Origin of the sequence: Paraburkholderia fungorum (assembly GCF_902833645.1) — a bacterium.
GTDB lineage: Bacteria > Pseudomonadota > Gammaproteobacteria > Burkholderiales > Burkholderiaceae > Paraburkholderia > Paraburkholderia fungorum.
On the sequence record NZ_CADFGE010000004.1, the window covers coordinates 552,565 to 570,189 of the forward strand.

The following is a 17,625-nucleotide window of genomic DNA, read 5'->3' on the forward strand; positions in this document are numbered from 1 at the left end:
CGGCCCGATTACTGCGAGCAATGTAAGCGGGTCCGACTTATCTTCTGATCAATTTTTCTCCTCGGAAGTAAATCCCTTCCAGCGCCTAATGTACGCGGCTAACATCGTTTGAAGCATTACCCAATCGTCCGCATCGAGGCCGTTCGGGACCGTGATCTTCGCGCTCCGTTTGCCGGGAAGAGGGATTTCAAAACGTTCAACGTCTTGATCATCCTCGTCATCGCCGGTCCTGCCATCTAAAGCCCGAGAGGGTTCATCAAGACCCTTCGCGGATTTCTTTCCCGCGCTGCCGTTCTTGGGCGGTGGCGGAGGCGGAGCTTTGACGTGCGGCGAAACAGGGATCCCATATTCTTTGGCTGCAGCCAAGAAAAACGCGATGGTCTTCGTCAAAGTGCTTCCGCTGATCCCTAGATTGCGGAATTTCTGCGTCATCTCACCTGAGCTGGCATGGTGCAAGTCAAACTCAGGATCATTGAAGAGAAATGCGTAAGACTCTCGAACGATCGCTTCTAGGAGAGGCTTCCTTGCGTCGTCTTGAGCTTGCACGAGTGGCTTGAACTGCTCCTTTGGTTTTCCAATCTCGTCGATAAGACCGAGGAAGCGGAGCGCGGCTAGCATCCCTGATTGCTGAGAGCCCGAGGCCTTTGGCATAAGGGTTTTGTCAATACGAGTCGGAACGGTCCCTGCATCGCGCAGCGAATTCAGGAAAGCCGTGAAGGACATGTGGGAGATGACTGGCGGCGTTAGAACTTTTTCATTAGTGCTAGCCATGGTGCGTCCGTAGACTTTGAGTTGGTGACCTGACTATACACCGGATTTGTCCTGCTCAACAGATTTCTTTGGGTAGACATTCAATCTAGCCATAGATGGCTACTTTTATCCATGCGCGAATATCGGACAGAATCAGAGACCGGTCCATTCACAATCAGAGATTGCGCCACATGGAATTTGCATATGTCATTGAATATAAACAATAAAAATTAAGCAAATCTTACGAGGTAGATGGAAGGGACTGCTCTCTGATATGGGGCTCGATATCACATTTAATGTGACCCTTTATTTTTTGGGACCTGTTCCCCCATTGAGGCTAGCCTAATCAAGAAGGTCAAGATTGGGACTTGCGTGGCATACACGCGTAGCGCGGACTCCCGTTTTCTCTGTTCGAACCAAGGGGAGGAGCCGCAGGGAGGTCTGTCGGCAGGCAGGTACGCAAGTACGTGAGGCTGCTCGGGAGTGAATGCAGTTTAGAATGCGCGTTGATGGCTGCGCGGGATCGCGAGTCGCCTGGCAAAGAATCGAAGTCTGTGCGTAGAGGCACTACGATGGGTCGGTCTTTTATACAGGGGAGAGCAACTTTCGCTTCGAGCGATGCAGGAGGCTAGGACGTTAGCTTATACGTGAGCGCACTGGGGTGAAAACTGGCGTCGCCGTCAAACCCGCGTGACACGTGGTTTTCAATGGTGCCCGTTGGAAAACCGCATCCAAAACCCGCATGAATAGTGGATTTGCTCAAGCCGTTGCAGCTTGGGAAGCTAGGGTATTACCATTATACGACGCCCGCAGAGCGCATAATTCTACTCGGGAAGGGGCGGTTAGCGCAAATCACACCACCGCTACCCTTATCCGCAAGGCGCGCGGAGCGCCGCTCAGATGACGAAGTAGGTCAACTGAACGGCCGCACGCGTCACCACCATCAGCAGCACCTGCACGATCACGAACAGCAGAATCGGCGAGAGGTCGAGGCCGCCGAGTTGCGGCACCACACGGCGCAGCGGATTCAGGAACGGTGCGGTCAGCTGATACAGGATCGGCATGGCCGGTGAGCGCGGATTGAGCCAGGACAGCAGCGCCATCAGAATCGTCATCCAGATGATCAGATTCAACGCCCACTTGATGACGGTCAGCACGGCAACGATCAGCAGCGTCGGCACCAGCGTGAGCGGATCGGCGCCCGTGAGCACCACCATCAGCACCACATAGACGATTGCCGCGATCAGCGCCGCGGCGAGGCTCGCCCAGTCGATGTTGCGGGTACTGTGCAGGACGTGCCGCAAGGGCAGCACGATCCAGTTGGTGACCTGCAGCACGGCGTTCGTGACCGGGTTGTACGGCGGCATGCGCACGACCTGAAGCCATGCGCGCAGCAGCAACGCCGCGCCGAACAGCGTAAAGACGGTATTGAGCAGAAAGCGGGCGATATCGCCAAACATCTCGTGTCCTTATCCTTCGAAGCGCGGCTGTCGATCAGCCGCGGGGTGCAGGCGCTGACCGATCGGTGCGCCTGCATGTTCATGTGTTTTACCTGCGCCGATCCTGCAAGAGGGCGCCTATGCGTCCAAATGGGGACGCAGTGGATCAATTTCCAGACGTTCGAATGACACTAGTCGGCAAACTGTAGGCCGACAAGCCGCATCCGACCATGGGACATCACACAGAAATCTTGATTTCGCTGATCAGAATTGTGCCGTTGCCGCCGTCGGTGTAGTTCGGAATGTCGGCAACCAACTGCTCCGAGGCCGACTTGAAGACCTTATAGAAATCGTCCGCGCTTTCGAACAGGAAGTGGCCTGCGGCGACATACGGCGGCGGCGTTCCCGGCGGCCCCGCATTGATACCGACGTCGACCGACCAGCCTTTCAGCGACGGTCCGAACAGTCGGGCCGCAAGCGGCATATGCGTGACGCAGTAATAGTCCACGTCGAAGTGGCCGTTTTCCCGATACGGATAGAGGATGCTGACCTTGATCATTGTGCGTTCTCGTCTGTTGGTCCCGAAGCGCAGCGCAGGCGGATTGCGCGCGGCGCCGGACGTCACATTATCACGGCTTACTTGACGCTTGCACCTGCCGCCGCCTGATTCAGCGAGCGGTTGAGCGATTCTTCCACCGTCTGGGCAATTGTCCCGATCGCGGCGGGCGGTTTGGCGCGCCGTTCGGCCAGTCCGACCGCGCGCCGCGTCAGCAAGCCGTACAGCGCGGCGTGGTCGCCGCCGAGGCCTTCGAGCAGCGCCAACTGCTTCTGCACGACGCCCGTATCGCCGCGCGACACAGGGCCGGCGAGCGCGTTCGGCAGGCCTTTGTCGCGGGCGGTTTCGATGGTGCCGGAGAGCATCGGCAGCAGCGCGCGCAGCGCGTCGTCTTCATCGAAGCCCAGCGTGCGCCATAGCGCGACGCATTCGGCGAGGCTGCACAGCGCGAAGCTGGCGGCGTAGTGCGCGGCGGCGTGGTACAGCATGCGTCCACCCGGCGGAATCGACAGCGGATGGCAGCGCAGCGCGACGGCCAGTGCCGTCAATGCGTCCTTGAGCGCGCCATCGGCCTCGATCGTCACCGAGCAGCCGGCGATCCGGTCGAGGTCGGCGAGATCGCCGCTAAAGAGGTAGAGTGGGTGAAAGCCACCGATCGAAACACCCTGGTCGCGCGCCGTAGCCAGCAATTCCACCGGCGAGGCGCCGCTGCAATGCACGAGCGCTTTGCCATGCGGGGCACATGCCGCGTCGGCCGTGAACCGCAGTGTGTGCGCTGTCGTACCGATGCTGTCATCGGGAACCGCTAAAAAGACGATATCGGCGGCATCGACGACCTGTTGAGGGTCGCCGTATGCCGCGCAAGATTCGATTTGACTGGCGAGCCGGCTGGCTGAGGCTGCTGTACGGCTCGCCACCGCCGTGACGGCGTAGCCGGCGCGTGAAAAGCTCAGCGCGAGACAGCGCGCGAGCCGGCCAGCACCGATGAAGCCGAGGCGCGGCAAAGAGGGCTGGGACATGGTTGCCTGCTCCAGACGGGATGCTTGAACGGGAAAGCGGAAGTATCGCCCATCCATTAAGCAGTGGCGTGTCCTGCTGCCGGCATTCCTCTGATCAGTGCGCGCGCGATATGGCGCATGCGGTCGGTCATCCGGCCTTGCGCGCCCCGCAGGTCTGAAAACTGCTCACAATTTCTTTAAAGCTTTCCTTTGTAGTTGCTGTTCTGGGTTTTTCGTCTCGCAGTCAGATTCGGGAGGTAACGATGAATATTTTTTCTTACCGAAAGCACTTGCGGTTTTTGACGCACTCGCAGCGCCGTCGCTGGTGGGACCAGAAGAAGCGCTTGACCCCACGCGTGCGCATTAGCGGCGCGTATGTCCCGCCGAACGTCTCCCGAGAATTTGCCTATGTGAAGGTAGGCTGAAGCCACTGTCTGCTCGTAGGTAAGAAATGCCCGGCGCCATTGCGCCGGGCATTTTTCATTTCGGCCGTCAGAATTGAAGCTAATTTGTAATCAAAGATTACTGACGAACGCGGCCCATAGGCCCTCAGGGGCCGCGGGACCATAGCTTCACATCCGTCTGCGCGCCGGCAAACACGCTGGCAAACCCTTGGTTGTCAGTCCGTTCTCTATCCGTTGAGCTGTGCGTCCCGCTGGCGCAATGTCGGCGCACATTCCGGCCTGGCGCCGCCGATTGCAATTTGCAACAAATGCGCACATCTATGTACGGGCTTTTTCGATACATTGAATTCATAGCATGCAAGGCATGCGAAGTCGGCGACCTTAGTGGGCCGCGTCAGGAGAACAAAAGTGAAAAAGATCGTTCCGTTTGTCGTTGCCGCCGCACTCGGCGTGGGGTTCGCCACTGCTGCCGAAGCGCACGTTTCCGTCGGTATCGGTATTGGCATTCCAGTCGCACCGGCGTACCCGGTTTATGCCGCGCCGCCGCCAGTCTATTACGCGCCGCCGCCTCCGCCGCCGGTAGTGTATGCGCCGGGTTACTATGCGCCGCCTGCAGTCGTGGTGGGTGGGTACTATGGCGGTTATCGTCCTTATTATCACCACGGCTATTACCGTGGTTACTACGGTCACGGCTACTATCGCCGCTAATCGTTACAGGATCAAAGAGTGTGTTGACGGCGTAACGCCGGCTTGATCGCCGGGTTACGCCGTTTGTGTTTTAGCGCGGCATACCAAAGCACCGGTGAAGCTGGGAGAATGGCTGTTTCGCCACCGCTTCTGGAGAGTTTTGCCGATGCAAGTGCTTCCCGCCCCCACCTTCGATGACGTACTCGACGCCGCCGCGCGTCTTGAAGGCGTCGCCCACCGTACTCCCGTTCTGACGTCGAACACGTTCAATGAACGCACGGGTGCGTCGGTATTCTTCAAGTGCGAAAACTTTCAGCGCATGGGCGCCTTCAAGTTTCGCGGCGCCTACAACGCGATTTCGCATTTCGACGCGGAACAACGCAAAGCAGGCGTGTTGACGTACTCGTCGGGTAACCATGCACAAGCGATCGCGCTATCGGCACGCCTCGCCGGCATTCACGCGACGATCGTCATGCCGCACGACGCGCCCGCTGCCAAAGTCGCGGCCACCAAAGGCTATGGCGGCGAAGTAATCAGCTACGACCGCTACACGGAGAATCGCGAAGAGATCGGCCGGCGGCTCGCCGAAGAGCGCGGCATGACGCTGATTCCGCCGTACGACCATCCGCACGTGATTGCGGGGCAGGGCACCGCGGTGAAGGAACTGATCGAAGAAACCGGCCCGCTCGACATGCTGTTCGTTTGCCTTGGCGGCGGTGGCCTGATTGGCGGCAGCGCATTGTCGGCGGCGGCCTTGAGCCCAGCGTGCACCGTGATCGGCATCGAGCCCGAAGCGGGCAACGACGGCCAGCAATCGCTGGCGCGTGGCGAGATCGTGCATATCGCCGCGCCGCGTACGATTGCGGATGGCGCCGCCTCCACGCATCTCGGCGACTACACGTTCGCGATCATTCAGAAGCTGGTCGCACAAATCGAAACGGTCAGCGACGCGCAGTTGATCGAAACCCTGCGGTTCTTCGCGCAGCGCATGAAGATCGTGGTCGAGCCGACGGGCTGCCTCGCGGCTGCTGCCGTGCTCAACGGCATCGTGCCCGTGAAGGGCAAGCGCGTGGGCGTGGTGGTGAGCGGCGGCAACGTCGATCTTGAGAAGCTCGCGCAGTATCTGGCCTGACAGGCTGCCTGAGCGTTTTTACGACGCGCGGTGTAAGGCTGTGCAGATCGACATTGATGAAATACGGCTCGCTCAGGCGGGCCGTTTTTTCTAGCTTGCCGCGTGCGCGGTCTGCACGATCAGATCGCGATAACCGTTCACGATCACGCTATACGAGAAGTACGCGAACAGCAGAGCCGACAACACGTGACAAGCGCGCAGCAAACCGGTGCCGGCGCGTTTGCGTCCGTGACTGCCGAGTCCGCAGATAAAGATCGTCCAGCACAAGCCGCCCAGGAAGAAGCCGCCGAGGAACACCGGCGCCGTCGTCGCGCTGGTGGCGCCGGCTTTTGCAATCAACGCGCCGCCCACCGCGGCAAACCACAAAATCGCCGACGGCGACGACATCGCCAGCAACATGCCGCGCAAGAACCCCCGCCATGGGGAAAGCTGCGGCGCATTGGCATCTGCTTCTCCGGCAACGGCAGGCGCCGAAGCCGGGAACAATGCTTCACGCGCCATCTTCCACGTGAGAAACAGCAGGATCGCCGCGCCGCCGATCCACACCACCCAGCGTACCGATTCGAACTGCAGCAGCGCAGCCATTCCCGCGAGCGCGAGCGCTGCGTAAACCAGATCGCCGAAACAGGAACCCAGGCCCAGCCAGAAGCCCGGCTTGAAGCCGTGCGACAGCGTCAGCGAAATCATCGCGACGTTGACGAGACCGATATCCAGACACAACGACAACGACAGAAAAAAACCATCCGACATCATTGAAAAGGCATGCATCCGCGCAACTGCTCCATCGGTTTTTTTTCAGACTTGTTCGAGCGGGAGCGATCCGGCAGGTCAATGGATCGCTTCGATGCCGACAGAATCAAGGAACTCATTGGTGTGATTCGAGGCCTGTTTCTACAGTCCCAACTCATCCCACAAGGTGTCGATGCGCTGTTTGACCGCGCTGTCCATCTCGATCGGGCGGCCCCATTCGCGATCGGTTTCGCCGGGCCATTTGTTGGTGGCGTCGAGCCCCATCTTCGATCCGAGGCCTGCTACCGGCGAAGCGAAATCCAGATAGTCGATCGGCGTGCGATCGACCAGCACGGTGTCGCGTGCCGGATCGATGCGCGTGGTGATCGCCCAGATCACTTCCTTCCAGTCGCGGATATTCACGTCCTCGTCGACCACGACGATGAACTTCGTATACATGAATTGCCGCAGGAAGCTCCACACACCAAACATCACCCGTTTCGCGTGGCCGGGATAGCTCTTTTTCATCTGCACGATCGCCATCCGGTAGCTGCATCCTTCGGGCGGCAGATAGAAGTCGGTGATCTCGGTGAATTGCTTCTGCAACAGCGGCACAAACACTTCGTTGAGCGCGACGCCGAGCACGGCGGGCTCATCCGGTGGTTTGCCGGTGTAGGTGGAGTGGTAGATCGCGTCGCGCCGCATCGTGATGCGCTCGACCGTGAAGACGGGAAACCACTCCTGCTCGTTGTAGTAGCCGGTATGGTCGCCGTAAGGACCTTCCAGCGCGTGTTCGTAAGCGGCCGACGCGCCCTTGGCCGGCCGGGGCGGCGCGCCAACCGGAGCGGGCGAGGGTGTGCCTTCCTGCGGATAGATGAAGCCTTCCAGAACGATCTCCGCGCGCGCGGGCACCTGCAAGCCATCGACCCGGGGCGTGATGCACTTCGCGAGCTCGGTGCGTCCGCCGCGCAGCAGTCCGGCGAACTGGTATTCGGAAAGCGTGTCGGGCACCGGCGTGACCGCGCCGAGGATGGTCGCCGGATCGGCGCCGAGCACGACGGCCACGGGATAGGGCTTACCTGGATTCTGCAGCGCGAACTCGCGAAAATCGAGCGCACCGCCGCGATGCGCGAGCCAGCGCATGATCAGCTTGTTACGCCCGAGCAGTTGCTGGCGATATATGCCTAAGTTTTGTCGGCTCTTATTTGGGCCTTTTGTGACGGTCAGGCCCCATGTGATCAGCGGTCCTGCATCGCCTGGCCAGCAGGTCTGAATCGGCAGCTTTCCCAGGTCGACGTCGTTGCCTTCCCAGACGATTTCCTGACAAGGCGGCGCGCTCACCGTTTTAGGCGCCATGTCCCAAACCGCCTTCGCGAGCGAGAACAGTTTGCCCGCATCCTTGAGCCCCTTCGGCGGCTCCGGTTCCTTCAACGCGGAGAGCAGGCGGCCGACGTCGCGCAGCGACTCCAGCGCAGCGCCATCGCCTTCACCTGGTTGCGCGTCGATCCCCATGCCGAGCGCGACGCGGCGCGGCGTACCGAACAGGTTGCCGAGGACGGGGAACGCATGCTGCTGCCGGCTCTCGAACAATATCGCCGGACCGCCGGCGCGCAGGACGCGGTCGCACAGTTCGGTCATTTCCAGGACGGGCGAGACGTTTTGCGAGATACGGCGCAATTCACCGATCGTTTCGAGACGGCCGACGAAATCGCGCAGGTCTTTGTATTTCATCTGGTGCGGTAGAGAGCCGGGCTAACGGCAAAAAGAAAGGGCGCCGCGGGATTTCACGGTGCCAGAACGATTGTCGATTTTACCTGTGTTGGCACGCGCACGTAGTTTGGCCAAATCGCCTGCTTTGGACGACCTATTCGAGACAGCTCAAGAAGCGCGCGCCACGCGGTTCTGAACGGACTGAACACTGTTCATTATTACAATTAGTTATACATTTGCCTATCTATAGTGTTGACGATCTATAAAACCCTGCATAGAATCCGTCCACATTGGTTGCAGGGCGTGAACCTTTTTACCACTGCCCCCGGTCCCTTTTGACGCAACGCGTCACCGTTTACCGAACCCCTGCACGGTATCTGACGGCCTTACTGAAGTCCTAGCCAGCGCCAACTGACGCTGGTTTTTCGCGTGGGAGCTACCCCCTGCATGCTTTTTTGGCATGCCGCGGACGTCTTTTCAAGATGGCTCCCCACAAACGGTATGTACCGTTTTCCCGACGTCGCTGCTGCCCTAACCAGACAGAGCGCGCGATGTCTTGATTCTGCGAGCGTGTGTTACCGCCTGTTCAAGGGGCGGGGTTCGCGGATCATGCAACATGGGAGATCTGAATGAACGCCTGGTTATCGTGGCGTCCCGATGAACGTATTGCGCAAGTTGTGCGTGGTGCGTTGCGACGCGGGACGCGAATGAGTCATCACCTGTTCAGCATCGTCGGCGGTATCGCTGTCGTGCTGGCACTTGCGCTGTGGCTGATGCCAACCTGGCGCGGCACCCTTGCCGCCCGGTTGATGCCGGTCATTTCCGCCGCTGTGCAGGCCGGTCCCGCCCGCCTGCTGCAAGGCAACCCGCTACCCGCCTTTGGGCCGCCTGGCGCGTCCTCCTCTGACGACTCGCTGTCCGCGAACTCGGCCGGTAACGATGCCACGGGCGGCGCGAACAGCGGCGCCACCGTCAGCAATACCAGCTACGACGGCGCTTTCGACGGCAGCGGCACGTCCGGTATGGGGGTGGCTGCACTGAACGGACTCGATCCGCGCACCATGCAGAGCGTCTCCGCGCTGGCCCGGCTGATTCCGGCGCAGCGCGTCTCGGCCGACGCACGCGACGATCGCGTGCTGGTCTCGACCCGCGAGCAGAATCTGGTTGCGTCGTACCTCGCGCGGCGTTACCGCGTTGCTCAGGAGCCCGTTAGCGAGCTCGTGAAGGCTGCGTTCGACACCGGCCGCGAAGTCGGCCTCGACCCGCTTCTGCTGCTCTCCGTGATGGCAATCGAATCGGGCTTCAACCCGTACGCCGAGAGTGGCGTGGGCGCACAGGGCCTGATGCAGGTAATGTCGAAGGTTCATTCGGACAAGTTCCAGTATTTCGGCGGCGAGAGCGCCGCGCTCGAGCCGGTTGCGAACATCAAGGTGGGTGCGCTGGTGCTGAAGGATTGCATCGCACGCGGCGGTTCGCTGCCGGGCGGTTTGCGTCTCTACGTCGGCTCGACCTCGCAGGACGACGGCGGCTACGGCGCCAAGGTGATGGCCGAGCGTAGCCGTCTGCGCGACGTGGCGCGTGGCCGCAAGGTGCCGATCAATGCCCCGCAGGCTCCGGTTATCACGGCGTCGAACGCGGCCCCGGCTGCTGCTACGGCTTCGGCCAATGGCAAGCGTGTGCAGATGACGCTCGATGCGAGCCATCCGCTTAGCGCGGCAACCACGGTGAAGACGCCGGTATCCGAGCAGGACGACGCGAGCTCCAACGCCACGAAGCACGTGGCGTCAGCTTCGGAGTTGGGCGCCTGAGGTTGGGCTAACTAACTACCGGTTCGCCGGACACGAAAGTTTGCAGGCATAAAAAAGGACACCCACGGGTGTCCTTTCTTTTTTTGTGACTGCGCACAACGGGCCGCAGTACTGATTCTGGTCCTGTCAGTGCCGTCCAAAAAGCTTTGCCAGCCGTTCGACAGCTTCTTCCAGCTTCGGCAGGGCGGTTGCGTACGATAGCCGGATGTACTCCTTCGGCGCGTGCGTGCCGAAGTCCATGCCCGGCACCAACACCACACCTGCGTCGTGCAGCATTGCTTTGGTCAATGCCGCGCTGTCTCCGGCCGCCTGATGGGCGACCGTGCGGCAATCGGCGTACACGTAGAATGCGCCGTCAGGCATCACCGGCACCGAGAAGCCCAGCGATTCGAGCGCCGGCGCAATGAAGTCGCGGCGACGCTTGAATTCGATGCGGCGGCCTTCGTAGATGGCGATCGTTTCCGGTTCGAAGCAGGCCAGCGCCGCATGCTGCGCGAGCGCCGACGCGCAGATGAACAGGTTCTGCGCGAGCTTTTCGAACGCGCCGACCATGCCGGGCGGCACCACCAGCCAGCCCAAACGCCAGCCGGTCATGTTGAAGTACTTCGAGAAGCTGTTGACGGTGATGACGTCGTCACCGAACGAAAGCGCGGAGACAGGCTTGGCGTCATAGCTCAGGCCTTGGTAGATCTCGTCGACGATCGTAAAGCCGCCGCGCGCCCGCACAGCCTTGACGATGCGTTCGAGCTCGGCGGGTTCGATCGATGTGCCGGTCGGGTTCGACGGCGATGCGAGCAGCACGCCGCGAGTGCGCTCGCTCCAGAGGCGCTCGACGTCGGCGGCGGTGAGCTGGAAGCGCTCGGCCGGCCCGCTTGGCACCATCACCGGCTTGCCTTCGGCCGCGATCACGAAATGCCGGTTGCAGGGGTAGCACGGGTCTGGCATCAGCACTTCGTCGTCGCGATCGACCAGCGCCGCGCAAGCCAGCAGCAGCGCGGCAGACGCGCCGGCGGTAACGACGATCCGTGCCGGATCGACGCTGACGCCGTAGAACCCGGCGTAATGCGCCGAGATCGCCTCACGCAGCGCGTGCAGCCCAAGTGCGTTGGTGTATTGGGTGACGCCACGGCGCAGGGCGCTCGCAGCCGCTTCGATGACCGGCTCGGGCGCGGTGAAATCGGGTTCGCCGATGCCCATGTGGATGATGTCGCGTCCATCGCGCTCGAGCAGCGCGGCTTCCTTGGCCAGTTCCATCACGTAGAAAGGCTGGATGGCGTCGACGCGGGCAGCAAGCCGCACCAGAGGTTCGGTCACGGAGTTCATACGGTCAAATCCAGTTCAGAAGCAAAAGCGGGACGGCGCGTGGCGCATGGGTTCAGCCACGTGCACTGCGGCGTCCTTGCAGGCGCCCGGCAATAGGGGGCTGCGGCATGGAGCAGGCGCATGACCGGGTCACGCGCCTCATTCTCAATGTTTGCGGGCTGCCTGCGTTTCAGCGGCACGCAGTTGTGCCGACAGTTTGTCCAGCACACCGTTCACGTACTTGTAGCCGTCCGCGCCGCCAAACGTCTTGGCGAGTTCGACCGCTTCATTGATCACCACGCGATAGGGAATATCGAGGTGATTCTTCAACTCGAACGCAGCGACCAGCAGTACCGCACGTTCGACCGGCGAAAGCTGATCGATCGGACGGTCGAGGCACGGTGCGATGTCCGCGGACAGCGCTTCCGAATCGCGGATCACGCCGTGCAGGATGGCGTCCAGATGTTCGTGGTCGGCCTTGTCGAAGCCTTGCGCGCCGCGCAGTTGCGCGTCGATTTCACCGCCGGGCGAACCCGACAGCAGCCACTGATAAAGTCCCTGCGTGGCCAGTTCGCGGGAGCGTCGGCGTGCGCTCTTCATGCCTCTTCCTCTTCTTCGTCTTCTTCCTCGTCGTCACCGCCGAGTTGTTCGAGCGCGACGGCGAGATTCGCCATTTCAACGGCCACGCGTGCTGCGTCACGACCCTTTTCAGTCATGCGCGCGACGGCCTGCTCGTCGTTTTCCGTGGTCAGCACGGCGTTCGCAACCGGAATGCCAAAATCGAGGCCGATACGCGTGATGCCCGCACCACTTTCGTTCGACACCAGCTCGAAGTGATACGTCTCGCCGCGAATCACCGCGCCCAGCGCGATCAAGGCGTCGAATTGCGCGCTTTCGGCCAGCTTTTGCAGCGCCAGCGGGATTTCCAGCGCGCCCGGCACGGTGACCAGCAGCACGTCTTCGCCCGTCACGCCGAGGCGCTCCAGTTCTTCGATGCACGAGTCAGCAAGACCGTTGCAGACGGGTTCGTTAAAACGCGCCTGAACGATGCCGATACGCAGTCCGTCGCCGTCGAGATTCGGTTGGTATTGTCCGATTTCCATGTGAATTCCGTAGTGTTTTGAGTGAGCGCCTAAGCGCGTGAATGGTCGGATCAGCCTTGTTGCGGAGCTTGAGCTGCGCTGCCCGGCATGGGTACGAAGCCGGTGACCTCAAGGCCATAGCCGGACATGCTGCCAAGCTTGCGCGGATTCGACAGCACCTGCATTTTTCCGACACCGAGCTCGCGAAGAATCTGCGCACCGATGCCATACGTCTTGAAGTCGACCGGCCGGCGTTTGAGCGCCTCGGCTTTTTCTTTCGAGTCGAACGCCTTGAACACGTCGACCAGATGATCCTTCGAATCGCCGCAATTCAGCAGCACGATCACACCGAGGTCGCGCTGGGCGATCTCTTTCATGGCCGCATCCAGCGTCCACGAGTGAGTCGATTTGCCGACTTCGAGCAGATCCAGCATGGACAGCGGTTCGTGCACGCGCACCAGCGTTTCCTGTTCCGGGCTCGGCGTGCCGCGCACCAGCGCGATATGCGGCTGGCCGCTCGGCTGGTCGAGATACATCACGGCGCGAAACGCGCCGTGCGCGGTTTGCATGGTGCGTTCGCAAATGCGCTCGACGATCGATTCGGTCTGGCTGCGGTAGTGAATCAGATCCGCAATTGTGCCGATTTTCAGCTCGTGCTCTTTGGCGAATTCCATCAGATCCGGCAGGCGCGCCATCGTGCCGTCGTCCTTGATGACTTCGCAGATCACCGCTGCCGGCGTGAGGCCTGCCAGCGCGGTGAAATCGCAGCCGGCCTCGGTGTGGCCGGCGCGCACCAGCACGCCGCCGGGCTGCGCCATGATCGGGAACACGTGTCCCGGCTGCACGATGTGATCGGCCTTGGCGTCCGGCGCGACCGCTGCGGCGATCGTGCGGGCGCGGTCGGCTGCCGAAATGCCGGTTGTCACGCCTTCTGCCGCTTCGATGCTGACGGTGAACGCCGTGCCGTACTGCGTACCGTTGCGGTAGGTCATGAGCGGCAGGTTCAACTGTTTGCAGCGTTCCTGGGTGAGCGTCAGACAGATCAGGCCACGGCCGTAGCGGGCCATGAAGTTGATCGCTTCCGGCGTGACGAATTCGGCGGCGATTACGAGGTCGCCCTCGTTTTCGCGGTCTTCTTCGTCGACGAGGATCACCATCCGGCCTGCTTTCAGTTCGGCAATGATCTCTTGAGTGGAGGCGAGCGTCATGTTGGCGGAGTTTTTCGGAGAAAGCGCGTATTTTACGCCACGCGCGCCCTCAAGTCGCCTGGGCCGGACGGCATAGGCCGTTTGGCCGGCTGGCGTTGAGCCGCCACGTGCCGGTATGCTCGACAAAACGATGGGCCGACGGTCGGCGTGATCGCGACAATCGTCGTCGGGAAAAGGGAAGGCGGATGCGATGCGCAGAAGATGCGCAGTGAACTGCGCGTGAAGGTGTGGCCGATGTCTGCCGGCCCGTTTGTTGGGGTGCGGCAGGCGTACCCCGACGCCTGCAGGTGTCCGTCACCGGGCCGTAGGGTTAGCTGGGCCTGGTGAAGCGTTCTATCATTTCAGCGGGTTATGGCCGTCCTGGGACGCACTGAGCATCCGCTCCACATACCGCGCAATCAGATCGATCTCCAGATTGACCGGCGAACCCTCGCGCAAATTCTTGAGCGACGTCACCTGCACGGTGTGCGGAATCAGATTGATCGAAAACTCGCAGCCATCGTCGCGGTCTTTCACCGAGTTGACGGTCAGGCTCACGCCATTGACCGTGATCGAGCCTTTGTAAGCCAGGTAGCGGCCGATCTCGCGCGGCGCCAGCACACGCAATTCGTGCGATTCGCCAACCGGGGCAAAATGCGTGACCGTGCCGAGGCCGTCCACGTGTCCGGAGACGATATGGCCGCCGAGCCGATCGTGCGCGCGCAGCGCCTTCTCGAGATTGACCTCGCCAGGCTCGCCCAAGCCCGCCGTGCAGTTCAGGCTTTCGCGCGATACGTCGACTTCAAACGAATGCGTGGTCTTTCCCACGACCGTCATGCAGGCGCCCTGAATCGTGATGCTGTCGCCAAGCTGGACATCTTCGAGATCGAGACCGCCGGCTTCGACATTCAGGCGCACGCCCGCGTCCCCGTCCGTGCCGAGGGGTTTGACTGATTCGATACGGCCCACCGCCGCGACGATTCCTGTAAACATCGTGCTAATCCTTGATCAATTCGAAGTTGGTTGGGGTGCGGGCCCGGTGTCGCCCTCGATGGCCGGTTGCGGCACGGAGCGGGGCACAAAGCGCGCGAGAATCCGCAGATCGTCGCCGATCCGGTCGACCGCGTGGAAATTCAGTTGCGTGCGGCCTTCAAGCGTCTCCGGAGCGTTGAGATTGAACATGCTCATCGAGTCCATGCCGAGCAGGCTCGGGGCGAGATAGACCAGCAGTTCGTCGACGCAACCCTCGCGCAGCAGCGAGCCATTGAGCTTGTAGCCCGCTTCCACGTGCAGTTCGTTCACGTTACGCTCGCCGAGGACTTTCAGCATGGCAGGCAGGTCGACTTTGCCCGCCGCGTTCGCCAGTTGCACGATTTCCGCGCCGCGCTCGCGCAGCGCGCTCGCCCGCTCCGCATGACGTTCATCGAGGTTGCCGCAGAAAATCAGCGTGGGTGCGCCGGCCAGAATCTGCGCGTTGGGCGGTACGTCGAGCTGACTGTCGATCAGTACGCGTTGCGGCTGGCGTGGTGTGTCGACAGCGCGCACGGTCATGCGCGGATCGTCTTCTCTCACCGTACCGATGCCCGTCAGGATGGCTGACGCACGGGCGCGCCACGCGTGACCGTCGGCGCGTGCCGCTTCGCCGGTAATCCATTGGCTGATTCCCGACGGCAAGCCAGTGCGGCCGTCCAGCGAGGCAGCGACTTTCATGCGCACCCACGGGCGGCCACGCGTCATGCGCGACACGAAGCCGATGTTCAGTTCGTGCGCTTCGTTGGCGAGCAATCCGCAACGCACTTCAATGCCGGCGTCGCGCAGCATCTTCAGGCCGCGCCCGGAGACTTGCGGATTCGGATCTTCCATCGCAGCGACCACGCGTTCGACCTGCGCTTCGATCAACGCATTGGCGCACGGCGGCGTGCGGCCGAAATGGCTGCACGGTTCGAGCGTTACGTAGGCAGTAGCACCGCGTAGATCATGGCCGCGCGAGCGTGCATCCTTCAACGCGCGTACTTCGGCGTGATCCTGGCCGGCCGGTTGCGTGAAGCCTTCGCCGATCACCTCGCCGTTCTTGACGAGTACGCAGCCGACACGCGGATTCGGGTCGGTCGTGTACATGCCGCGTTTGGCCAGCGCGAGCGCGCGTTCCATATGGACGAAGTCGGTTTGCGAAAACATCGTTATCCGGTCGGGTGCGGTGGCAGGCAGTATCAGGTTTCGGTGGCGGGTTTCGGTGGCTTCCGTGTCGCGTCGGTCTCAGACGGCGAGCGAGGCGAACGCGCTGCGCGCCGCGTCGATCGTGGCGTCGATGATCGCGTCGTCGTGTGCGATCGAAACAAAGCCAGCTTCATAGGCCGACGGCGCGAAGTACACGCCCGCGTCGAGCATCTTGTGGAAAAACGCATTGAAGCGCGGCACATCGCTCTTCGTGACTTCGGCGAAGCTGGTCGGGACCGACCCGGTGAAGTAGAGGCCGAACATGCCGCCGAGCGAATCGGCCGAGAACGGCACCTTCGCTTCGCGCGCGACATTGGCGAGACCTTGCGCGAGACGCGTGGTGCGAGCGGCGAGCGTGTCGTAGAAGCCCGGCGCCTGGATCAGTTGCAGCGTTTTCAGGCCTGCGGCGACTGCGATCGGATTGCCCGACAACGTACCCGCCTGGTAGACGCCGCCAAGCGGCGCGAGGTGAGCCATGATGTCGCGCCGGCCGCCGAAGGCCGCCGCCGGCATGCCGCCGCCGATCACCTTGCCCAGACATGTCAGATCCGGCGTGATGCCGTAGACCTGTTGCGCACCGCCGAGAGCGACGCGGAAACCGCACATCACCTCGTCGAAAATCAGGACCGAGCCGTACTCGGTACACAGGCGCCGCAACGCTTGCAGGAATTCAGGCGTGGCGCGCACGAGGTTCATGTTGCCGGCCACCGGTTCGACGATCACCGAGGCGATCTCGTTGCCGAACGCCTTGAACGCTTCTTCGAGTTCCGCGACGTTGTTGTACTCGAGCACCGTGGTGTGCTTGGCGATATCGACCGGCACGCCGGCTGACGTCGGATTGCCGAACGTGAGCAGGCCCGAGCCGGCTTTGACCAGCAGGCTATCCGCGTGGCCGTGATAGCAGCCTTCGAACTTGACGATGCGGCTGCGGTTCGTGAAGCCGCGCGCGAGACGCAGCGCGCTCATGGTCGCTTCGGTGCCGCTCGAGACCATGCGGACCTGCTCGATCGACGGCACCAGCTTGCAGATTTCTTCGGCGATTTCCACTTCCGATTCGGTCGGCGCGCCGAAGGAGAAGCCGTTGGCCAGTACTCGCTGGACCGCTTCCAGGACCTCCGGGTGCACGTGGCCGAGGATCATCGGGCCCCACGAGCCGATGTAGTCGATGTAGCGTTGGCCGTCGGCGTCCCAGAAGTAGGGGCCCTGCGCGCGCTCGATGAAGCGCGGCGTGCCGCCTACTGAGCGAAAGGCGCGGACCGGGGAGTTCACACCGCCCGGGATGGTGCGCTGGGCGCGCTCGAAGAGGGTTTCGTTGTTTGACATGGTGATGGGCGGAGTTTGGGTTGCGCAGCGGCATGCGAGTTGTGGGTCTTGCGCTTCGCGCAGTGCCGGCTGGTTGGTGGGGAAATTGTACCGGAGTCGGGGGGAGGAGGTTTTGGGGCTTGTGAGGTTGCCTGGGTGGGGGCTGTTGGTCTTTCCTTGTTCTGGTGTTTTGTTGTGGTTCTTTGGCCTTTCCTTGGTGTGTTAGTGGTCTATTAGCGTTGCCCCTGTGCGGGGCGGCACTTACTTTCTTTGCCGCCGCAAAGAAAGCAACTGTATTGAAGGTCAAGTGTTTGGGGTTCAT

Annotated in this window: 17 protein-coding genes; 3 read left to right on the forward strand and 14 right to left on the reverse strand. The window is 61.6% G+C overall.

Annotated features, from left to right (window positions below):
- Positions 1-48: 48 nt before the first annotated feature.
- The 4 genes from HWX91_RS17020 to HWX91_RS17035 form a co-directional block, all read right to left on the reverse strand.
- Entirely contained in the window at positions 49-771 is a 723-nt protein-coding gene (locus HWX91_RS17020; RefSeq protein ID WP_028197818.1) for a DUF5343 domain-containing protein, read from the reverse strand.
- A gap of 875 nt (positions 772-1,646) precedes the next feature.
- On the reverse strand, positions 1,647-2,210 hold the full coding sequence (locus HWX91_RS17025) for a YggT family protein (RefSeq protein ID WP_028197817.1): 564 nt from the start codon (positions 2,208-2,210) through the stop codon (positions 1,647-1,649).
- Between the two features lie 217 nt (positions 2,211-2,427).
- Entirely contained in the window at positions 2,428-2,748 is a 321-nt protein-coding gene (locus HWX91_RS17030; RefSeq protein ID WP_028197816.1) for an EthD family reductase, read from the reverse strand.
- 77 nt (positions 2,749-2,825) lie between these two features.
- Positions 2,826-3,764, reverse strand: a complete 939-nt coding sequence (locus HWX91_RS17035; RefSeq protein ID WP_028197815.1) for a Rossmann-like and DUF2520 domain-containing protein — start codon at positions 3,762-3,764, stop codon at positions 2,826-2,828.
- A 791-nt stretch (positions 3,765-4,555) separates the two neighbouring features.
- On the opposite strand from HWX91_RS17035, the gene HWX91_RS17040 reads away from it, so the two are divergent.
- On the forward strand, positions 4,556-4,855 hold the full coding sequence (locus HWX91_RS17040; RefSeq protein ID WP_028197814.1) for a hypothetical protein: 300 nt from the start codon (positions 4,556-4,558) through the stop codon (positions 4,853-4,855).
- A 145-nt stretch (positions 4,856-5,000) separates the two neighbouring features.
- On the forward strand, positions 5,001-5,966 hold the full coding sequence (locus HWX91_RS17045; protein ID WP_028197813.1) for a threo-3-hydroxy-L-aspartate ammonia-lyase: 966 nt from the start codon (positions 5,001-5,003) through the stop codon (positions 5,964-5,966).
- 90 nt (positions 5,967-6,056) lie between these two features.
- Here HWX91_RS17045 and HWX91_RS17050 read toward each other — a convergent pair whose 3' ends face one another.
- The 3 genes from HWX91_RS17050 to HWX91_RS41320 all read right to left on the reverse strand — a co-directional run bounded on the left by HWX91_RS17050 (position 6,057) and on the right by HWX91_RS41320 (position 8,540).
- On the reverse strand, positions 6,057-6,734 hold the full coding sequence (locus HWX91_RS17050) for a LysE family translocator (protein ID WP_028197812.1): 678 nt from the start codon (positions 6,732-6,734) through the stop codon (positions 6,057-6,059).
- Between the two features lie 123 nt (positions 6,735-6,857).
- A complete protein-coding gene (locus HWX91_RS17055) occupies positions 6,858-8,426 on the reverse strand; it encodes a UbiD family decarboxylase (protein ID WP_028197811.1) in 1,569 nt (522 codons plus the stop codon).
- Positions 8,427-8,447: 21 nt separating this feature from the next.
- Positions 8,448-8,540 (reverse strand): hypothetical protein, encoded by a 93-nt coding sequence (locus HWX91_RS41320; protein ID WP_127837939.1) that lies wholly within the window; start codon positions 8,538-8,540, stop codon positions 8,448-8,450.
- 494 nt (positions 8,541-9,034) lie between these two features.
- On the opposite strand from HWX91_RS41320, the gene HWX91_RS17065 reads away from it, so the two are divergent.
- Positions 9,035-10,213, forward strand: a complete 1,179-nt coding sequence (locus HWX91_RS17065; protein WP_028197810.1) for a lytic transglycosylase domain-containing protein — start codon at positions 9,035-9,037, stop codon at positions 10,211-10,213.
- A 126-nt stretch (positions 10,214-10,339) separates the two neighbouring features.
- Here the strand turns inward: HWX91_RS17065 and HWX91_RS17070 are convergent, their stop codons facing one another.
- The 7 genes from HWX91_RS17070 to hemL form a co-directional block, all read right to left on the reverse strand.
- Entirely contained in the window at positions 10,340-11,536 is a 1,197-nt protein-coding gene (locus HWX91_RS17070) for a pyridoxal phosphate-dependent aminotransferase (RefSeq protein ID WP_028197809.1), read from the reverse strand.
- Positions 11,537-11,680: 144 nt separating this feature from the next.
- On the reverse strand, positions 11,681-12,115 hold the full coding sequence (gene nusB, locus HWX91_RS17075; RefSeq protein ID WP_028197808.1) for a transcription antitermination factor NusB: 435 nt from the start codon (positions 12,113-12,115) through the stop codon (positions 11,681-11,683).
- Entirely contained in the window at positions 12,112-12,618 is a 507-nt protein-coding gene (ribH, locus tag HWX91_RS17080) for a 6,7-dimethyl-8-ribityllumazine synthase (protein WP_006050161.1), read from the reverse strand. Before ribH ends, nusB begins: the two co-directional genes overlap by 4 nt.
- A 50-nt stretch (positions 12,619-12,668) precedes the next feature.
- Entirely contained in the window at positions 12,669-13,805 is a 1,137-nt protein-coding gene (ribBA, locus tag HWX91_RS17085; RefSeq protein WP_028197807.1) for a bifunctional 3,4-dihydroxy-2-butanone-4-phosphate synthase/GTP cyclohydrolase II, read from the reverse strand.
- Between the two features lie 336 nt (positions 13,806-14,141).
- A complete protein-coding gene (locus HWX91_RS17090; protein ID WP_028197806.1) occupies positions 14,142-14,777 on the reverse strand; it encodes a riboflavin synthase in 636 nt (211 codons plus the stop codon).
- Positions 14,778-14,792: 15 nt separating this feature from the next.
- On the reverse strand, positions 14,793-15,962 hold the full coding sequence (gene ribD / locus HWX91_RS17095) for a bifunctional diaminohydroxyphosphoribosylaminopyrimidine deaminase/5-amino-6-(5-phosphoribosylamino)uracil reductase RibD (RefSeq protein ID WP_028197805.1): 1,170 nt from the start codon (positions 15,960-15,962) through the stop codon (positions 14,793-14,795).
- 78 nt (positions 15,963-16,040) lie between these two features.
- Positions 16,041-17,324: a glutamate-1-semialdehyde 2,1-aminomutase gene (gene hemL, locus HWX91_RS17100; protein ID WP_028197804.1), complete on the reverse strand. Its 1,284-nt coding sequence runs from the start codon at positions 17,322-17,324 to the stop codon at positions 16,041-16,043.
- Between the last annotated feature and the right edge of the window lie 301 nt (positions 17,325-17,625).